This is a genomic window from Bibersteinia trehalosi USDA-ARS-USMARC-188 (assembly GCF_000521725.1).
Taxonomy (GTDB): domain Bacteria; phylum Pseudomonadota; class Gammaproteobacteria; order Enterobacterales; family Pasteurellaceae; genus Bibersteinia; species Bibersteinia trehalosi.
On record NZ_CP006954.1, the window covers coordinates 2,010,139 to 2,029,927 of the forward strand.

Sequence of the window (19,789 nt, forward strand, 5' to 3'; positions counted from 1 at the left end):
CTTGCTACGGGCTGTAGTCACGCCCTCTATTTTAGGTACGAAAAAAATAATATGTCATATCCACAAGAAGTTAATAAACGTCGCACTTTTGCGATTATTTCCCACCCCGATGCGGGTAAAACAACCATTACTGAAAAAGTACTTTTATACGGAAATGCGATTCAAAAAGCAGGCTCCGTAAAAGGTAAAGGCTCACAAGCTCACGCTAAATCCGACTGGATGGAAATGGAAAAACAGCGTGGGATTTCCATTACCACTTCTGTGATGCAATTCCCCTATAATGATTGCTTAGTCAATTTGCTGGATACGCCCGGGCACGAAGACTTCTCAGAAGATACATACCGTACACTGACCGCCGTAGATAGCTGTTTGATGGTCATTGACAGTGCAAAAGGGGTTGAGGAACGTACTATTAAATTGATGGAAGTGACCCGTCTGCGTGATACCCCGATTCTTACTTTTATGAACAAGTTGGACCGTGATATTCGTGATCCAATGGAGCTATTAGACGAAGTGGAAAGCGTGCTAAAAATTAAATGTGCGCCGATCACTTGGCCGATTGGCTGTGGCAAATTATTCAAAGGGGTCTATCACATTGCCAAAGATGAAACCTATCTCTACCAAAGCGGACAAGGGCATACTATTCAGGACGTACGAATTGTCAAAGGTTTGAATAGTGCCGAATTAGACGATGCTGTCGGCGGCGATCTTGCCCAACAGCTGCGTGATGAATTAGAACTTGTACTCGGTGCGAGCCACGAATTTGAGCAAGAGGCATTCTTAAAAGGTGAATTAACCCCTGTATTTTTCGGTACTGCACTTGGTAACTTTGGGGTAGATCACTTCCTTGATGGTTTAACCGAATGGGCACCTGCACCACAGCCACGCCAATCTGATGCTCGAGAAGTCTCACCATCTGAGGAAAAATTCAGTGGCTTTGTATTCAAAATTCAAGCAAATATGGATCCAAAACACCGAGATCGTGTTGCTTTTATGCGAGTCGTTTCAGGAAAATATGAAAAAGGCATGAAGCTCAAACACGTCCGCATTGGCAAAGATGTAGTGATTTCCGATGCCTTAACCTTTATGGCGGGCGATCGTTCTCACGCAGAAGAGGCTTACGCAGGTGATATTATCGGTTTACACAATCACGGCACTATTCAAATTGGCGATACTTTCACTCAAGGTGAAACCTTTAAATTCACCGGTATTCCGAACTTCGCTCCAGAGCTATTCCGCCGTATCCGTTTACGCGATCCACTAAAACAGAAGCAGCTGCTCAAGGGCTTGGTACAACTTTCTGAAGAAGGGGCTGTACAGGTTTTTCGCCCATTGCTCAACAACGATTTAATCGTAGGTGCAGTTGGTGTGTTACAGTTTGATGTGGTGGTATCTCGCCTTAAAACGGAATATGGCGTAGAAGCGATTTATGAAACGGTAAATGTCGCAACCGCTCGTTGGGTAGAATGCAGTGATGCGAAAAAATTTGAGGAGTTTAAACGCAAAAATGAAGCGAATTTAGCCTTAGATGGTGGCGATAATCTCACCTACATTGCACCAACAATGGTCAATCTCAATCTCGCTCAAGAGCGTTACCCTGATGTAGTATTCTTTAAAACAAGAGAACATTAATAAAACAAGCGGCTCATTTTTTGCAAAAATTTGCAAAAAATTGACCGCTTACATGCATGAGAAAAATTATGACCGACCAACTCTACGGCATTCACGCCGTAAAATCTTTACTTGATAACGCCCCTGAGCGTTTAATTGAAGTATTTGTACTAAAAGGGCGAGAAGATAAACGCCTACTTCCATTACTAAATGAATTACACCGCTTAGGCGTGTCTATTCAACAAGTAAACCGCCAAACGCTGGATAACAAAGCGCAAGGTGAAGTTCATCAGGGGATTATTGCTCGCATCATACCAGCAAAAGAATTAAATGAAAATGATCTTGATGCCATTCTAGATCGTCAAACTCAACCCTTTCTTTTGATCTTAGATGGCGTAACCGATCCACATAATCTTGGCGCATGTTTGCGAACAGCTGATGCTGCAGGAGTTGATGCTGTAATTGTGCCAAAAGACAAATCTGCACAACTGACATCCACCGCTCGCAAAGTTGCTTGTGGTGCAGCAGAAACCGTACCACTGATTCGAGTGACTAACTTGGCTCGTACCATGCGTGAATTACAAGCACGTAATATTTGGATTGTTGGCACGGCAGGAGAAGCATCTTCCAGCTTATATCAAGCTGATTTAAAAGGTGCAATTGCTTTAGTTATGGGGGCAGAAGGTGATGGAATGCGCAGACTCACACGCGAACATTGCGATCAGCTAGTCAGTATTCCAATGGCAGGTTCCGTCTCTTCCCTAAATGTTTCCGTAGCCACAGGCGTATGCTTATTTGAAATTGTACGTCAAAAATCAAATTGCTAATTAAGCGTGGGAGTTCGACTCCCACTATTATTCACCCAATAATGGCAAATAGCGCTCATCCGTCAGTATTTTTAAAAAAGCAACTAAAGCATCAATTTCTTGATCACTTAATGCTCTCCCCTTCAATTTATCCTCTGCTAATGTTGGAAGGTATTCTGGCATTTCCCAAGGTTTTCCGGTTTCTGGGTTTATCTTCCGAGCGGGATTATTAAAGTGATCAAAAAAGAGAACAACCGTTCGTAACTCGTTAAAAACACCATTGTGCATATAAGGTGAGGTAACCGCCACATTACGTAGTGTAGGAACTTTAAATTTACCTTTTTGTGCAACATCACCATTAACCGCGGGGTTATCTAGCAGCCCATTATCAATAAAATCTTTTGGCAAATTATTGTGGGAAATCAAGCGCTTGTTGCTAGGAACCCCAACATTATAATAGCGGTAATTACTAAAAGTCTCTTCAGCTTGGTCTGGCAATTCATTTCGCCTATGACAATTACTGCAACTACTATTTGCCTTATCAAAAAACAGTGCTTTTCCCTTCTCCTCTAGCTCACTTAGCTTATACTGCCCACGAAGTGATTTATCGTAATAGCTATCAAAGGGGGCGAGTAATTTTTTCTGTTGCTGAAAAACCGCTAAAGCGTTTTCCATAGCACTATACACTTGCTCATAGCTTTGCCATATAGCTGAACCATAATGTTGCGAAAATAAATTGACATACATAGGAACTTGCACCAAGCGTTTTGCCACGCTTAATTTATCAGGCATGCCCATTTCTAATCGATCCAGCGGCGGCATTCCTGCTTGATTTTGCAAATGTTGTGCGCGCCCATCCCAAAATTGACCACCGATATACTCTTGATTTTTTTCATCAAAATAAAAATCTGGCGAAAACTTGGCATATAACATCGTAGGGGAATTGCGTTTGCCAAAAGAAATTAAATCATCCCCTTGCGAAACCATTTTATTCGCACTCGTTTCTCGTGTATCAACAAAGGCATGATCGGGATTATGGCAACTCGCGCAATTCAAATTCCCTTGAAAAGAAAGGCTATTATCAAAAAAGAGAATTTGTCCTAATAACGCTTTATCAATCCCCTGTGTTGGCATAATGCGCGGCTCTTTTTCAAGCGCATAAACAGAAAGAGGAAGTAAACAAAACAGCCATTTCCGCATAGTATTTACTCACCAGATAAAAAATACCCCTTTGATTGAGAAAATAAAAAATCAAAGGGGATATAGTCTTGTTTTAAAAAATTACGAACGCTTCATGATCTCAAAAAATTCTGCGTTAGTTTTTGCTACGCTTAATTTATCAATAAGCCATTCCATCGCCGCCACTTCGTCCATAGGGTTGATCACCTTACGCAGCATCCACGCATTTCGATGTTCTTCCGGCGACATTAATAAATCATCTTTACGTGTACCCGAGCGATTAAATTCAATTGCAGGGAACACACGACGCTCAGCAATTTTGCGAGAAAGGTGAAGCTCCATATTCCCCGTTCCTTTAAACTCCTCGAAAATCACTTCATCCATTTTGGAACCAGTGTCCACAAGAGCTGTCGCGATAATGGTTAAGCTACCACCTTCTTCAACGTTACGTGCGGCACCAAAGAAACGTTTTGGACGATGTAGCGCATTGGCATCCACACCACCTGAAAGAATTTTACCTGAAGCGGGGGTAACAGTATTGTAAGCACGTGCTAAACGTGTAATAGAGTCTAATAAAATTACCACATCTTTTTTATGCTCAACCAAACGTTTTGCTTTTTCAATTACCATTTCTGCCACTTGCACGTGACGAGTTGCTGGTTCATCAAAGGTTGATGCAATCACTTCGCCTTTTACTGAACGCTGCATTTCCGTTACCTCTTCAGGGCGTTCATCAATCAATAACACGATCAATTCACACTCTGGATAGTTGTGCGTAATGCTTTGAGCGATATTTTGTAGTAAAACTGTTTTACCTGCTTTCGGTGGTGCAACAATCAAACCACGCTGCCCTTTACCGATTGGCGCAGCTAAATCCACGATACGAGCAGTTAAATCTTCTGTTGAACCATTACCACGTTCCATTCGCAAACGGGAATTTGCGTGTAGTGGAGTTAAGTTTTCAAACAGGATTTTACTGCGAGAAACTTCAGGTTTATCATTATTCACCTCATCAACTTTAAGCAGAGCAAAATAGCGTTCACCTTCTTTTGGTGGGCGAATTTTACCTTCAATGCTATCCCCTGTTTGCAAGTTAAAACGGCGAATTTGGCTTGGGCTCACATAAATATCATCCGGCCCGGCTAAATAAGAACTATCTGCTGAACGCAAAAAGCCAAAGCCATCTGGCAAAATTTCTAAAACCCCTCCGCCAAAGATATCTTCACCACTTTTAGCATGGTGTTTTAAAATTGCAAAAATAATATCTTGTTTACGCAAACGAGCTAGGTTTTCTAACCCCATTTGCCCCTCTCCGATCGCAACAAGATCAGAAACCGGTGTATTTTTTAATTCTGTAAGATGCATAAATATAGAAATGTTATTTGATTGGAATTCTGACAGGTATTTACCTGAATTGAGATGGCGAAGAATACAGCGATTTTGCGCATTTTGCAAATTATTTCTTGTTTTTGGGCGCTTGTTTGCTGATTTTTATGAAGAGAATAATAAAAGTACTTGCTGACTAACTGTTTTTTTTTTGTACAATCCACTTGTGTTTTATACACATCTATTTTTGTTTATCTTACAAAAGGAACATCTTATGTCTATCAAAAAAGTAACTTTAGCCAGTTTGATTTTATTGAGTTTAACCGCGTGTAGTAGTGGTGGTTCGGGCGGAAGCTCAAACAATGTGGAAAAGCAGAATACTAACCCACAGACGACACAGCAACAAACCGATAAAGCGGCTAAAGAAAAGGCGGAAGCAGAGCGTTTAGCAGCAGAAAAAGCAGCTAAAGAGAAAGCCGAAGCGGAACGTTTAGCGGCAGAGAAAGCGGCTAAAGAGAAAGCGGAAGCAGAACGTTTAGCGGAGGAAAAATCGGCGAAAGAGAGAGCGGAAGCGGAGCGTTTAGAAGCTGAAAAGATATCAAAAGCCAAAGGGATAGATATTGAAGAGAAAGGATTTTCAACAGCCCCTTACTCATCTAGTCAAGAAGGTAATATAAAGGTAGAACATTGGGGAAATTTGTATAACCAAAAATATTCTGTTGTCGTTGTAACAACAACCACTAAAAGAGGGTGGGATAATGATGTTTATGTAAATTCTGATGTATCTACTGTAGATGTTAGAGGTCTTAAAACTGACGTTCTACCTAAGGAAGGTAAAGCTACTTACACAGGGCAAGCGTTTGATTATAGATTCTATCGCTCTGGTGATTTGTCATATGATGTAGATTTTTCTCAAAGAATTGGTTCTGGAAAGATTAGAAATCCACATGGAGATAGTTATACCTTATCGCAGGGGAACATTGACAATGGATCAATTTCGGGGACGGCATCAAAACATCAAGGTAATCCAGACTACAATAGCGGAAACTATACAGGTGGGAATTATAAAGTTCAATTTTTTGGACCAAATGCTGAAGAAATTGGAGGAGAGTTAAATATTGGTGATGAAAAACTTGGTCTTGCCGGCACTCGTGGCGATATCCAACAATAATCTTTTCTAATGTTTAATGCTGTTTAACGAAAAATTAAACGGCATTTGTCTTGATATTACTTGTAGATACCATAAGACACAATAGTTTAGATTTCAATTTAACAGCTTCGAACAACCCTCTACCCTCGTGGGAGAGAGTGATCAATCCCGTAGAGGCGAACATATAGGTCCGTCTCTACCAATGTTCTTTATCTTTATGAAAAAATATCCCCTTTTATTTTCGCTTTTCAGCCCTTTTTTATGGGCAGAAACGGTAATTGAGCACAACACCGACCCAGTTTCGTTTGAACGCCATTCCAAGCGGTCAAATTTGAGCAAAATTTTGCGAAAAAGCCGCAAAAAACGACCGCTTACCAGCCTGCGTATTCATTTAATCAGAATGTTGAACGGCAAATTAACCAAGCCATCCTCAGCCAAGATTGGGCAACGCTTGAACCGCTTTTAAGCCGTTATCCGCAAACCGAAAATTTTGACCCGTTGTTGTGGCACTACGCCCACGCCGCACTTGCCTATGCGAAAAAAGATCATCAAATGGCAGTTTTTCACTATCGCCAACTGTTAGCCAAGAACCCGAGTTTGGTTTATCCTCGTTTTGATTTGGCGTTGATTTTGGCAGAAGATCAGCAATTTCGTGCGGCAGAATGGGAATTTCAGCAACTTCAAGCCCATTTACCGCCAGAACTCGCTAAAATTGCCCGCAATACCCAAGCCCAAATTGCTGAAAATGAGGCGTGGCAGTCCGATTTTTATCTGCAATATACCCAAACCGATAACGTGAATAATGCCTCATCTTCACCGATTGTGAATGTGAATGGGCGGATTTTCCATAAAAATGAAGAGAGTTTGCCACAATCGGCAAAAGGCGTGCGTTATGGTTTAGGGTTGAGTAAATTACACAACGTGAAAGGCAATCATTTTGCCGGTTTAACGCTCAATTATAGCGGGATTTACTATTGGGATAACCGAGATTACCGTGAGCAATCGCTTTCTATTTCGCCAAGTTATAGTTACCGCAAGGCTCTCTATCGCTTTAGTTTTTCGCCGTTTATCGAACAGAATTGGCTGGGGAGTAGTCGTTATAATTACCAGTTTGGAGCAACTGTAAGTGGCTTGCGTTATCTCAATTCACAATGGTTGGTGTCGGGTCGTTTTACCCATTTGCAAAAACGTTATTTTGAGGAACTTACCGCAAGCCGTTATAACAGCTATCAGCACCAACTCGGTGGCGGTGTGCAGTGGCAAGCGGTTAAAAATGGGCGGTTTTTTGCAAATTTAGATGGCGTGCGTGAAATTGCACGGGAAACAGCACAAAGTTCGAATAAATGGTTGGCTCGAGTGGGAGCGGTTTTTCAGGGCGAACGCTGGGCAATGCAGGCAAGTATCGGCTTTGGCAAGCGATATTTTGCGGATAAGCACTATTTGTTTGGCTATAAGCGGTTAGACACGGAATATCAGGCTAATGTGGCAGTCTGGAACCGCACTTGGCATTGGCGAGGCATTGTGCCTAAGCTCAATTTCCGTTATCAGAAAATTGATAGTAACATACCCGATTTCTATACTCGTCAAAATCAAGAATGGTTTATCACATTAGAAAAACTATTTTAGACCTTGAAAAATCGCCACAAGAGCCTTATCTTGTGGCGATTGTTTTTCTATTGGATACAACATGAAAAATCAAATACAAGATAATAGCGTGCGCTTAGATAAATGGCTTTGGGCTGCTCGCTTTTATAAAACCCGCAGTTTAGCAAAGGCAATGATTGAAGGGGGAAAGGTTCACTATAATGGACAACGTGCAAAAACCAGCAAAATCGTAGAGATTGGAGCAATCATTAGATTACGCCAAGGTAACGAAGAAAAAGAGGTGGCTGTGGTAGCACTAAGCGATCAACGCCGTGGCGCGCCAGAAGCACAAAAACTTTATCGTGAAACTGAACAGAGTATTGAAGCCCGTGAGCAACGTAAAGCAGCAACACTTTCTATGCCCTATTCAGATCATCGCCCAAATAAAAAAGAACGGCGAGATTTACTTAAATTCAAACAGATCAATTCGGATATTTTATGACTTATACGCAAGACAATGACAAACTCTATCGCTACCTATTCCAAAACCGTGCAGTACGTGGCGAATGGGTGCGTTTAAACGACACCTTTACCGAAACACTTAACACCCATCACTACCCAAAAGCAGTGCAAAATTTACTTGGGGAAATGTTGGTAGCAACTAGCCTTCTAACCGCAACTTTAAAATTTGAAGGCACGATTACCGTGCAAATTCAAGGTGATGGTGCGTTAAAAATGGCGGTAGTAAATGGCAATGATAGACAACAACTGCGAGCTTTAGCAAAAGTAGAAGGCGAGATTAGTGATGATGCCACTTTACATCAAATGATCGGTAATGGTGTGTTAGTCATTTCGATCATTCCAGAAGAAGGGGAACGTTATCAAGGTGTAATTGGTTTAGATAAACCAACAATTAGCGAATGCTTAGAAGATTATTTCGCACGTTCTGAACAACTCCAAACGCATTTATTTATTCGCGTAGGGGAATTTGATGGTAAAGCAGTCGCAGGTGGAACGCTGTTACAAATTATGCCAGATGGCACTGGGACACCAGAAGATTTTGAGCATCTTTCAACCCTAGCAAGCACAATCAAAGAAGATGAACTTTTTGGTTTAACCGCTGAAGAACTGTTACATCGATTATTTCACGAAGAAACCGTTGAAGTTTATCCCGCCCAGCCAACTGAATTTAAATGTGGCTGCTCTCGTGAACGTTCTGGCACAGCAATTATGTTGCTACCAGATTTAGAGGTAGATGCAATGCTTGCTGAAAAAGATGGCATCATTGATATTCAGTGTGAATGTTGTGGTACGCAGTATTTCTTTGATGAAACTGCTATCGAAGAATTACGTAAAGCTAGAACTTAAATAATATAATTATAACTGCTTTCTACAGCTGTTTTTTATATTTGACATATCATCTACTACCGCTTTGTATTATTCAAATACAAGCGGTTTATTTTCACTAAAAATCTGCAAAAGTGTAGCGGATACGTAGCAGATACAATAAAACATTTCGGATAAACTCAAAACATCCAAAAGCAAAAACCCCAAGCCTTGCGACTTGGGGTTCCTTAAATTAAACCCTGATGTTGCCCTACTCTCACATGGGGAAACCCCACACTACCATCGGCGTTACTGCGTTTCACTTCTGAGTTCGGTATGGGGTCAGGTGGTACCACAGCACTATGGACATCAGGAAAATCTTCGATGATTTCTGTCCGTTATATTGTTTGTTCTTTCTTCGTTAAATTTGAAACAAGCTAAATTCTGATTCTTCGTTCTTGTGCTTTCTTTTCGCACACTCTGTTAATTCCTCAACCGTTCCGATGTTTTTGTTTTATCTAAAACGCTTGAGGTTGTATAGTTAAGCCTCTCGGGCAATTAGTACTGGTTAGCTCAATGTCTCGCAACACTTACACACCCAGCCTATCTACGTCGTAGTCTCCAACAACCCTTACTAGCTTATAGCTAGGGAGAACTCATCTCTTGGCAAGTTTCGTGCTTAGATGCTTTCAGCACTTATCTCTTCCGCACTTAGCTACCCGGCAATGCGTCTGGCGACACAACCGGAACACCAGTGGTGCGTCCACTCCGGTCCTCTCGTACTAGGAGCAGCCCCAACCAATTCTCCAACGCCCACGGCAGATAGGGACCGAACTGTCTCACGACGTTCTAAACCCAGCTCGCGTACCACTTTAAATGGCGAACAGCCATACCCTTGGGACCTACTTCAGCCCCAGGATGTGATGAGCCGACATCGAGGTGCCAAACACCGCCGTCGATATGAACTCTTGGGCGGTATCAGCCTGTTATCCCCGGAGTACCTTTTATCCGTTGAGCGATGGCCCTTCCATTCAGAACCACCGGATCACTATGACCTGCTTTCGCACCTGCTCGACTTGTCTGTCTCGCAGTTAAGCTTGCTTATACCATTGCACTAACCTCACGATGTCCGACCGTGATTAGCAAACCTTCGTGCTCCTCCGTTACGCTTTGGGAGGAGACCGCCCCAGTCAAACTACCCACCAGACACTGTCCGAGACCACGTTTCGTAATCTTCGTTAGAACATCAAACGTTAAAGGGTGGTATTTCAAGGACGACTCCAACAATACTGGCGTATCATCTTCATAGTCTCCCACCTATCCTACACATCAAAATTCAATGTTCAGTGTCAAGCTATAGTAAAGGTTCACGGGGTCTTTCCGTCTAGCCGCGGGTACACCGCATCTTCACGGCGATTTCAATTTCACTGAGTCTCGGGTGGAGACAGCCTGGCCATCATTATGCCATTCGTGCAGGTCGGAACTTACCCGACAAGGAATTTCGCTACCTTAGGACCGTTATAGTTACGGCCGCCGTTTACTGGGGCTTCGATCAGGAGCTTCTCTTTCGATAACACCATCAATTAACCTTCCAGCACCGGGCAGGCATCACACCCTATACGTCCACTTTCGTGTTTGCAGAGTGCTGTGTTTTTAATAAACAGTTGCAGCCAGCTGGTATCTTCGACCGGTTCAACCTTCATCCGCTAGGGACTACAATCTACGCCGGCGCACCTTCTCCCGAAGTTACGGTGCTATTTTGCCTAGTTCCTTCACCCGAGTTCTCTCAAGCGCCTGAGTATTCTCTACCTGACCACCTGTGTCGGTTTATAGTACGGTTTATAATAACCTGAAGCTTAGTGGCTTTTCCTGGAAGCGTGGTATCAGTTACTTCATCTCCTTAGAAACTCGTCATCACTTCTCGGTGTTAAGAAGACCCGGATTTGCCTAAGTCTTCCACCTACCAGCTTAAACAGACATCCAACAGTCTGCTAACCTAACCTTCTCCGTCCCCACATCGCAGTTATTACAAGTACGGGAATATTAACCCGTTTCCCATCGACTACGCTTTTCAGCCTCGCCTTAGGGGCCGACTCACCCTGCCCCGATTAACGTTGGACAGGAACCCTTAGTCTTCCGGCGAACGAGTTTTTCACTCGTTTTATCGTTACTTATGTCAGCATTCGCACTCGTGATACGTCCAGCAAACCTCTCGATTCACCTTCTTCCGCTTACACGACGCTCCCCTACCCAACAGACTTTCGTCTGATGCCGCAGCTTCGGTGCTATATTTTAGCCCCGTTACATCTTCCGCGCAGGCCGACTCGACTAGTGAGCTATTACGCTTTCTTTAAATGGTGGCTGCTTCTAAGCCAACATCCTAGCTGTCTAAGCCTTCCCACTTCGTTTCCCACTTAATATAGACTTTGGGACCTTAGCTGGCGGTCTGGGTTGTTTCCCTCTCCACGATGGACGTTAGCACCCACCGTGTGTCTCCTGAGTATCACTCTTCGGTATTCGCAGTTTGCATCGGGTTGGTAATCCGGGATGGACCCCTAGCCGAAACAGTGCTCTACCCCCGAAGGTGTCCGCTCAAGGCTCTACCTAAATAGATTTCGGGGAGAACCAGCTATCTCCCGGTTTGATTGGCCTTTCACCCCCAGCCACAAGTCATCCGCTAATTTTTCAACATTAGTCGGTTCGGTCCTCCAGTTAGTGTTACCCAACCTTCAACCTGCCCATGGCTAGATCACCGGGTTTCGGGTCTATACCTTGCAACTATTCGCCCAGTTAAGACTCGGTTTCCCTACGGCTCCCTTATTCAGTTAACCTTGCTACAAAATATAAGTCGCTGACCCATTATACAAAAGGTACGCAGTCACCCCGAAGGGCTCCCACTGCTTGTACGCACAAGGTTTCAGGTTCTATTTCACTCCCCTCGCCGGGGTTCTTTTCGCCTTTCCTTCACAGTACTGGTTCACTATCGGTCAATCAGGAGTATTTAGCCTTGGAGGATGGTCCCCCCATCTTCAAACAGGATATCACGTGTCCCGCCCTACTTGTCGTTAGCCTAGTACCACCAGAATGTTTTTAGATACGGGGCTATCACCCTGTGCCGCTGAGCTTCCCAACTCATTCTCCTAACATTCAAGCTATCACTAACTGGCTCTTTCGCGTTCGCTCGCCGCTACTAACGAAATCTCGGTTGATTTCTTTTCCTCGGGGTACTTAGATGTTTCAGTTCTCCCGGTTTGCCTCATTATCCTATGTATTCAGATAATGATAGTAGGTTCTTCACCTACTGGGTTTCCCCATTCGGATATCTTGGATTAAACGCTTCTTATCAACTCATCCAAGCTTTTCGCAGATTAGCACGTCCTTCTTCGCCTCTGATTGCCAAGGCATCCACCTTGTGCGCTTAGTCACTTAACTATACAACCTCAAACATTTTAAGAATCTTAAACGGTTTAAGATTAAATAACATTAACAACTACACTTGATTGCTTTTGTTCAATCAAGATTTTGAACTACTCAGACTTTCAATTTATTCGTCATTTACTCTCGTAAACTTAACGAACTTGAAAAATCTCTCAGTTTTCAGCTTGTTTCCAATTTTTTAAAGAACATCAGACAATGGCTTTCGCCTATCATCATACCTAAAATTGCAAAAATCTTGGCATTTTCTACCGCTTGCAACCTTAGGTATGATGATTGGTGGAGATAAGCGGGATCGAACCGCTGACCTCCTGCGTGCAAGGCAGGCGCTCTCCCAGCTGAGCTATATCCCCAATTTCATCTTTCCGTTGTGTTCACTCATATGGTAATGAGTGGTGGGTCTGAGTGGACTTGAACCACCGACCTCACCCTTATCAGGGGTGCGCTCTAACCACCTGAGCTACAGACCCAACGGATGACCTTCGGTTTGTCTTTCATATCAAACAATCTGTGTGAACACTTGCAGTCGTTTTAGTTATCTTGGTAAGGAGGTGATCCAACCGCAGGTTCCCCTACGGTTACCTTGTTACGACTTCACCCCAGTCATGAATCATACCGTGGTAAACGCCCCCCTTGCGGTTAAGCTATCTACTTCTGGTACAACCCACTCCCATGGTGTGACGGGCGGTGTGTACAAGGCCCGGGAACGTATTCACCGCAACATTCTGATTTGCGATTACTAGCGATTCCGACTTCATGGAGTCGAGTTGCAGACTCCAATCCGGACTTAGATGCACTTTCTGAGATTGGCTCACCATCGCTGGCTCGCTACCCTCTGTATGCACCATTGTAGCACGTGTGTAGCCCTACTCGTAAGGGCCATGATGACTTGACGTCATCCCCACCTTCCTCCAGTTTATCACTGGCAGTCTCCTTTGAGTTCCCGACCAAATCGCTGGCAACAAAGGATAAGGGTTGCGCTCGTTGCGGGACTTAACCCAACATTTCACAACACGAGCTGACGACAGCCATGCAGCACCTGTCTCATGGTTCCCGAAGGCACTCTCATATCTCTACAAGATTCCATGGATGTCAAGAGTAGGTAAGGTTCTTCGCGTTGCATCGAATTAAACCACATGCTCCACCGCTTGTGCGGGCCCCCGTCAATTCATTTGAGTTTTAACCTTGCGGCCGTACTCCCCAGGCGGTTGATTTATCACGTTAGCTACGGGCACCAAGCTTAAAGCCCAATCCCCAAATCAACATCGTTTACAGCGTGGACTACCAGGGTATCTAATCCTGTTTGCTCCCCACGCTTTCGCACATGAGCGTCAGTATATTCCCAAGGGGCTGCCTTCGCCTTCGGTATTCCTCCACATCTCTACGCATTTCACCGCTACACGTGGAATTCTACCCCTCCCTAAAATACTCTAGATAGCCAGTCTGAAATGCAATTCCCAGGTTAAGCCCGGGGCTTTCACATCTCACTTAACTATCCGCCTGCGTGCCCTTTACGCCCAGTTATTCCGATTAACGCTCGCACCCTCCGTATTACCGCGGCTGCTGGCACGGAGTTAGCCGGTGCTTCTTCTGTGACTAACGTCAATTGCTTTGTCTATTAAACAAAACACCTTCCTCATCACCGAAAGAACTTTACAACCCGAAGGCCTTCTTCATTCACGCGGCATGGCTGCATCAGGGTTCCCCCCATTGTGCAATATTCCCCACTGCTGCCTCCCGTAGGAGTCTGGACCGTGTCTCAGTTCCAGTGTGGCTGGCCATCCTCTCAGACCAGCTAGAGATCGCAGGCTTGGTAGGCCTTTACCCCACCAACTACCTAATCCCACTTGGGCTCATCTTATGGCAGGTGGCCCGAAAGTCCCACCCTTTAATCTCTCGATATTACGCGGTATTAGCTACCGTTTCCAGTAGTTATCCCCCTCCATAAGCCAGATTCCCAAGCATTACTCACCCGTCCGCCACTCGTCAGCAAAGAAGCAAGCTTCTTCCTGCTACCGTTCGACTTGCATGTGTTAAGCCTGCCGCCAGCGTTCAATCTGAGCCATGATCAAACTCTTCAATTCAAAAAGTTTAATCGCTCAATAACTGCTAGCTATAAATCGCTTTATTTCTATTAAATAGAAGTAATGAATTTCTAGTTTAAGCACCTATTAAGACTTCAAAATTAAAAAATATTTTTAACTAATCAATCAACAAGTGCCCACACAGATTGTCTGATATATTGTTAAAGAACAAAAATGGTCGGCGAGATAGGATTTGAACCTACGACCCACTGGTCCCAAACCAGTTGCGCTACCAAGCTGCGCTACTCGCCGATTTAATGGGGTGGCTAATGGGACTCGAACCCACGACAACTGGAATCACAATCCAGGGCTCTACCAACTGAGCTATAGCCACCACTCCTATTGGATTATTGCGATTGACCCTGGCGCGTCCGATAGGATTTGAACCTACGACCTTTGGCTCCGGAGGCCAACGCTCTATCCAACTGAGCTACGAACGCGTTGTTTTCAGTAGTGCGTCGCAACGGAGGCGTATATTAGTGATTTCACTTTCACTTGTCTAGCACTTTTTAAAAAAAGTTTTTCGTATGCTCTTAATTTATTCAAAATGTATATTAATTGTCAAAAAGAGTACATTTAGAGCTGTTTTGTGACGTAATAATAAGCATATTTAATTAATCTTAATTGTCTACGCCAACGGGTAGGTTGTTTTAATAAACGATATAGCCATTCGAAACCAAATTCTTGCCAACTTTGTGGGGCCCGCTTTACTTTACCAATAAATACATCGTAACTTCCGCCTACCCCCATATAAAGGCAATTAGGATGTTGCTGTTTAGCACGTTGAATAAAAATCTCCTGCTTTGGGCTTCCCATTGCAACACTCACAAAGCTTGCACCACTCTGTTTAATACGCTCAATAATTACAGCTTCTTCCTCTGCTGAGAAATAACCATCTTGGATACCAACAATATTTATTCCACAAGCGGTTAATTTCTCATACGTTTTTGCAAGAGTATCACGCTCTGCGCCAACTAAGAAAACAGGCTCCCCTTTTCTTGCATGAAGCAGCGCGAGCCATAAATCAACCCCCGCGATTCTTGCCAATCTGTGCTGTGTTTTTTTTTGCTGCATGGCTTTAACAATACTAATACCATCTGCATATTTAAATTCTGCTTGTGTGATTAATCTTTTTAATACAGGATCTTCATCACATAAAATCACCTTTTCTGCATTAATGGCGACTAATGCTCCTGTTCTATATTGTAAATAGGCAATTAATGCATCTTGATTTTCTGCAGCCAGCACTTCAATGCCGCGAATCACTATCTTTTCCATCGTATAACTCCTTTTGCAATCAGCCAACAAAGTGCAAAAACCAGACTAAAAAAGAAAAAACGAGAAAAGAACGCATCAAAACCTTCTCGCACAAGCACAATCAAGTTAAACACTTGCCCTAAACAGAAGGTTTGTAGCACAACCGAATATCGCGAGCCATATTGAAACAAACGGTCAAACGTTGCAATGATTCCACCAACTAAAAACATTCCTATAGGAATGAGCGGATAACCTCCCATAATATAGAACGATCCTAATAAGCTTGGTGATATTGCAAGTCCTGATTGATTGCCTAATACTGTTTTAGTGAAATAGTTCGCGCTGTTCCAAACAATATCAGGGCGCTCTTGCCATAAACTTTTTGGAATATAAACATAAAAATCACGAATAATTGGCATCAACCCTTGGTATTCCATTTCACTACTAAAGATACGTGCAAGATTTTCCCAAGGAGAGAAGGTATCACGAGTAAGGTAGAGGAAAGTAAAGTAAATTTCTTTCCCATGGATATCCAGTCCATAACGTGCAAGCGCTAGCAAAAACATACCAACAATGCCTAGTGCTACCAACAATCCTAGCCATCTTACGGAAAGATACTGTTTCTCAAGCCCTAAAATTAAGAAAAATAGTCCTGCCATAGCTAAATTTGCTCGAGTACCACCAACCGCTAAATAGCTCAATATACCGAAAATAACCGACAAGATTAAAAACCACCACCAACGCTTAACACTTGGTTTGAGCAGAAAAAATAGGAGCAATGCTGGTAAAAAGAAATAGAAGAAGCGCTTCAAAGGCACAGCTTGGATCAAGGGCGAAAAAATCTGGCTGTATTTTTCTAGTTTAAAGAGTAACAAGCCTTCGTTTAAATAGATAAAGATGAATAGGCTCCCAACGCCCACTAACGCCAATAAGCAAGCGGTCGTTTTTGCATGAAAACTTGCGACATCTGCTTTTGGGGTAAGCGTGTTTTTACTTGAAAATATGTGATACCCCATCTGATAAACTAAATAAGCCAAAATAGCCCAGCCAAATACACGCTGTTGGCTAGCATAATCTGGCAGAGTATATTCAAACATATTTGCCATAATTAGCGAAAGCGGAAAACCTGCGAAAAAAGTGATCGCATATAGCACGCTAAATAACAAATAGAAAGAAAAATGCCGTTGCCGATAACTGCGCCAAATCGAATAGCCTAGCCAAACAAGGCTCAAGCAATAAATCAGAAAAACTACAATCTGTGCCATTTTTATCCTAAAGACAAAACGGTGCAAAACGCACCGTTTTCATATTACTTCGCAAATTCTTTTTCTAACTTTTCATAAAGTGTTTCCACTTCAGCCGCTAAGCCCTCTGCTTTTTGGTAAAATGCTTGAGCATTATCCGAAGTATATTTTGGTGAAATCATTGAGCGCATTACTACACGCTGATATCCCAATCCCTCAACCACTTTATCACGCAAATTTTTTACTTCAACATGGCGTAAATCTAGCGCTTTTGCTTGTAATACTGCTTGGTCAAATAAGTTATCCAGTAACTTTACTGCTTCCTCTTCACTTTTAGGTTTAGTTTGCAGCAGTTGCTGTTCAAGCTGCTCAACATTTTCTGACCACTGTTGTAACTTAGCAAAATCGCTTTTTCCCACACTAGGATCGGTGCTTGAAGCAACACAACCAGAAAGAAAAACCACGCAACAGAGAGTTAAAAGTGCTTTAAATGTCATTGCTAAATTCCTTATTAAACAAAATGATGACTATCACTATAGCATTGTTTCTAAGCAAGCCAACCACCCTTTTACATAATTCGGGTAAAAAAATCCGATCTTAGTTTTATCACATTGCAGTAATGCTTCTCGCGTTTGGCACAGGCTCGCCTGAGATAAATTATCTATCATTAAAAATGGCACTTGCTCCGCTTGGAGATCGCAACAAAATGGATTATTAGGATGTAGTACTACAGGGATATTTTGCTGGATCAGCAAGCAAATTGTGCCGATCCCCTGTTGTCGTTCAAAATTAAAATAGCCCAGATCGCAAGCGGTTAAAATATGTAAATATTCTGCAAAATCGATCTTACTCCGCAAAATTTGCACATTTTCGCTCAAAAATAACCGCTTGGCAGCCTGCTCAACTTCACGGATATAACTCTCATTATTCGCTGGATAACCCATTGGGATAACAAGCTTAATCGCATGCCCTAAGTATTGGTTTAACTGTGATAAGGCAGCTAGATGGTTATTAGAGCGATCGCCAGAATTCCCCAATAGAATGGTCAGTTCACCATCTTCGAGACTTTTTCTGTCATAGCCCCACTGCAGATTAGGCATTTTGCTTGGAAAATAGATCAACCGATCTCGTTCACGCTTTGCGCGAATATGCTTCCATACATATTCAAGATCACCTTTTGTTGCCCAGATTGCCGGCAATCTCCGCTGTATCATTCTGCGCAAAGGATAAAACAATTTAAATTTCCAGCGGCTTGAAACCTCGTATAAATCCGCCCCCCAAACATGCCATGCCACGCGACAAGCGGGTAATTTTCCACAAAAAAGTGCAAACCAAATCCAAGTATTATACTGCCCGTGCAAAATAAAGCGTGCCTGTGGTTCTCGCTTTGCTAAAGTGATCAACGCCAAGGCAATTGCTTTTTTACTCTCAAAACGTGTAAGCAACAACTGTGGATAATTTAACTCTTGTTTCGACACAACATAAAAGTGATGTTTCTGTGTACTATTCGGCAGAATATCTTCTTGAAAGAATTGAAGTAGCGTTTGATTATGCTGAGAAATATCAGAGCCAAGAATATGATATAGCATTACTCTTCCTTGTTGAAAAAATCCCAGACTGCTTGAATCACTTTTTGCTGCTCTGCCAAGGTAAGGTTATAAAATAGTGGTAAACGCACTAATTGTTCACTTTCTTTAGTCGTAAAACGATCGTCACCAACAAATCGTCCAAATCGCTGCCCTGCGGGGCTGGAATGCAGGGGAACATAATGGAAAACCGCCAAAATATTGTTTACTTTTAAATGTGTAATCAATGCTGTTCGTGTATTAAGATCAGCAACTTTAAGATAAAAAAGATGTGCATTATGAATGCAGCATTCAGGTATTTGGGCTAAAACAACAACTCCTTTTTGAGCTAAGGGTTGAAAAGCCTGCCAATAATTTTGCCACAGCTGTAAGCGGGTTTGATTAATGAATGACGCTTGTACTAGCTGAGCATAAAGATAAGCTGCCTGTAATTCCGACATCAAATAACTTGAACCAAGATCTTTCCAAGTGTATTTATCTACTTGCCCACGGAAAAATTGGCTACGATTTGTGCCTTTTTCACGAATAATCTCCGCACGTTCAATAAAAGTTGGCTCATTAAGCAAAATTGCGCCTCCTTCTCCACCCGCCGTATAATTTTTAGTTTCGTGAAAACTATAACAGCCAATATGCCCTATTGAGCCTAATGGTCTGCCTTTATAGTATGCCATCACAGCTTGCGCGGCATCCTCTACAACAAAAAGCCCATATTGTTCAGCAATTGCCATAATCGTATCCATTTCACATGCGACTCCCGCATAGTGCACGGCAACAATCGCACGAGTTCGCGGAGTAATTGCCGCTTCAATCAAGCGTTCATCAATATTCATGGTATCTGGACGAATATCCACAAACACAATCTTCGCCCCACGCAAGGCAAATGCATTCGCGCTGGAAACAAAAGTATAACTCGGCATAATCACTTCATCACCCGCCTGAATATCAAGCAAAAGTGCCGCCATTTCGAGTGCTGCGGTACACGAAGGCGTAAGTAACGCTTTGGGCGTATGGCAATACTGCTGGATCCACTGCTCACACAGATGAGTAAAATGCCCATTACCAGAAATCTGCCCACTCATTATAGCTTGTTGTAAATAGCTTTGTTCATTGCCAACAACGCAAGGTTGATTAAAAGGAATCATAAACTGTTTTTCATAAATAAACTGAAGTTATTCTAGGGCTTGTTGATAATTCAAATCAA

Annotated in this window: 12 protein-coding genes, 5 tRNA genes, 3 rRNA genes and 1 pseudogene; 6 read left to right on the forward strand and 15 right to left on the reverse strand. The window is 42.9% G+C overall.

What is annotated here, in order from left to right:
• Positions 1–51 precede the first annotated feature (51 nt).
• A complete protein-coding gene (gene prfC / locus F542_RS09075; RefSeq protein ID WP_015431788.1) occupies positions 52–1,632 on the forward strand; it encodes a peptide chain release factor 3 in 1,581 nt (526 codons plus the stop codon).
• Between the two features lie 68 nt (positions 1,633–1,700).
• Entirely contained in the window at positions 1,701–2,438 is a 738-nt protein-coding gene (rlmB, locus tag F542_RS09080) for a 23S rRNA (guanosine(2251)-2'-O)-methyltransferase RlmB (protein WP_025267369.1), read from the forward strand.
• A gap of 27 nt (positions 2,439–2,465) precedes the next feature.
• On the opposite strand, the gene F542_RS09085 is transcribed toward rlmB, so the two are convergent.
• Both F542_RS09085 and rho read right to left on the reverse strand, forming a co-directional pair.
• Positions 2,466–3,617, reverse strand: a complete 1,152-nt coding sequence (locus F542_RS09085) for a cytochrome-c peroxidase (RefSeq protein ID WP_025267370.1) — start codon at positions 3,615–3,617, stop codon at positions 2,466–2,468.
• Between the two features lie 81 nt (positions 3,618–3,698).
• Positions 3,699–4,961, reverse strand: coding sequence for a transcription termination factor Rho (gene rho / locus F542_RS09090; RefSeq protein WP_015431785.1), 1,263 nt, complete (start codon positions 4,959–4,961; stop codon positions 3,699–3,701).
• A 235-nt stretch (positions 4,962–5,196) separates the two neighbouring features.
• On the opposite strand from rho, the gene F542_RS09095 reads away from it, so the two are divergent.
• From F542_RS09095 to hslO, 4 genes and pseudogenes are all read left to right on the forward strand, one after another.
• Complete coding sequence (locus F542_RS09095) at positions 5,197–6,093, forward strand: factor H binding protein domain-containing protein (protein WP_025267371.1); 897 nt, start codon at positions 5,197–5,199, stop codon at positions 6,091–6,093.
• Between the two features lie 196 nt (positions 6,094–6,289).
• A pseudogene (locus F542_RS09105) lies at positions 6,290–7,698 on the forward strand (surface lipoprotein assembly modifier).
• A 61-nt stretch (positions 7,699–7,759) separates the two neighbouring features.
• Positions 7,760–8,158 (forward strand): ribosome-associated heat shock protein Hsp15, encoded by a 399-nt coding sequence (hslR, locus tag F542_RS09110; RefSeq protein WP_015431782.1) that lies wholly within the window; start codon positions 7,760–7,762, stop codon positions 8,156–8,158.
• Entirely contained in the window at positions 8,155–9,024 is an 870-nt protein-coding gene (hslO, locus tag F542_RS09115) for an Hsp33 family molecular chaperone HslO (RefSeq protein WP_015431781.1), read from the forward strand. Before hslR ends, hslO begins: the two co-directional genes overlap by 4 nt.
• A gap of 216 nt (positions 9,025–9,240) precedes the next feature.
• Here hslO and rrf read toward each other — a convergent pair.
• The 13 genes from rrf to rffA form a co-directional block, all read right to left on the reverse strand.
• Positions 9,241–9,356 (reverse strand): 5S ribosomal RNA (gene rrf, locus F542_RS09120).
• A 163-nt stretch (positions 9,357–9,519) separates the two neighbouring features.
• Positions 9,520–12,414: ribosomal RNA gene (locus tag F542_RS09125) — 23S ribosomal RNA — on the reverse strand.
• Positions 12,415–12,694: 280 nt separating this feature from the next.
• Positions 12,695–12,770, reverse strand: a tRNA-Ala gene (locus F542_RS09130).
• Positions 12,771–12,810: 40 nt separating this feature from the next.
• Positions 12,811–12,887: transfer RNA gene (locus F542_RS09135), tRNA-Ile, on the reverse strand.
• 74 nt (positions 12,888–12,961) lie between these two features.
• Positions 12,962–14,501, reverse strand: a 16S ribosomal RNA gene (locus tag F542_RS09140).
• The 16S, 23S and 5S rRNA genes sit together here with 5 tRNA genes alongside, the layout of an rRNA operon.
• A gap of 175 nt (positions 14,502–14,676) precedes the next feature.
• Positions 14,677–14,753, reverse strand: a tRNA-Pro gene (locus tag F542_RS09145).
• Positions 14,754–14,759: 6 nt separating this feature from the next.
• A tRNA-His gene (locus F542_RS09150) sits at positions 14,760–14,835 on the reverse strand.
• Between the two features lie 29 nt (positions 14,836–14,864).
• Positions 14,865–14,941: transfer RNA gene (locus F542_RS09155), tRNA-Arg, on the reverse strand.
• Between the two features lie 136 nt (positions 14,942–15,077).
• Positions 15,078–15,779 carry a lipopolysaccharide N-acetylmannosaminouronosyltransferase gene (gene wecG, locus F542_RS09160; RefSeq protein ID WP_025267372.1) on the reverse strand — a complete coding sequence of 234 codons (702 nt, stop codon included), beginning with the start codon at positions 15,777–15,779 and terminating at the stop codon, positions 15,078–15,080.
• Positions 15,767–17,023, reverse strand: coding sequence for a WzyE family oligosaccharide polymerase (locus F542_RS09165; protein WP_025267373.1), 1,257 nt, complete (start codon positions 17,021–17,023; stop codon positions 15,767–15,769). The genes wecG and F542_RS09165 overlap by 13 nt, the downstream gene beginning before the upstream one ends.
• A 44-nt stretch (positions 17,024–17,067) precedes the next feature.
• Positions 17,068–17,499, reverse strand: coding sequence for a hypothetical protein (locus F542_RS09170; RefSeq protein WP_025267374.1), 432 nt, complete (start codon positions 17,497–17,499; stop codon positions 17,068–17,070).
• Between the two features lie 36 nt (positions 17,500–17,535).
• A complete protein-coding gene (locus F542_RS09175; RefSeq protein WP_025267375.1) occupies positions 17,536–18,591 on the reverse strand; it encodes a TDP-N-acetylfucosamine:lipid II N-acetylfucosaminyltransferase in 1,056 nt (351 codons plus the stop codon).
• On the reverse strand, positions 18,591–19,730 hold the full coding sequence (rffA, locus tag F542_RS09180; protein WP_025267376.1) for a dTDP-4-amino-4,6-dideoxygalactose transaminase: 1,140 nt from the start codon (positions 19,728–19,730) through the stop codon (positions 18,591–18,593). The genes F542_RS09175 and rffA overlap by 1 nt, the downstream gene beginning before the upstream one ends.
• Between the last annotated feature and the right edge of the window lie 59 nt (positions 19,731–19,789).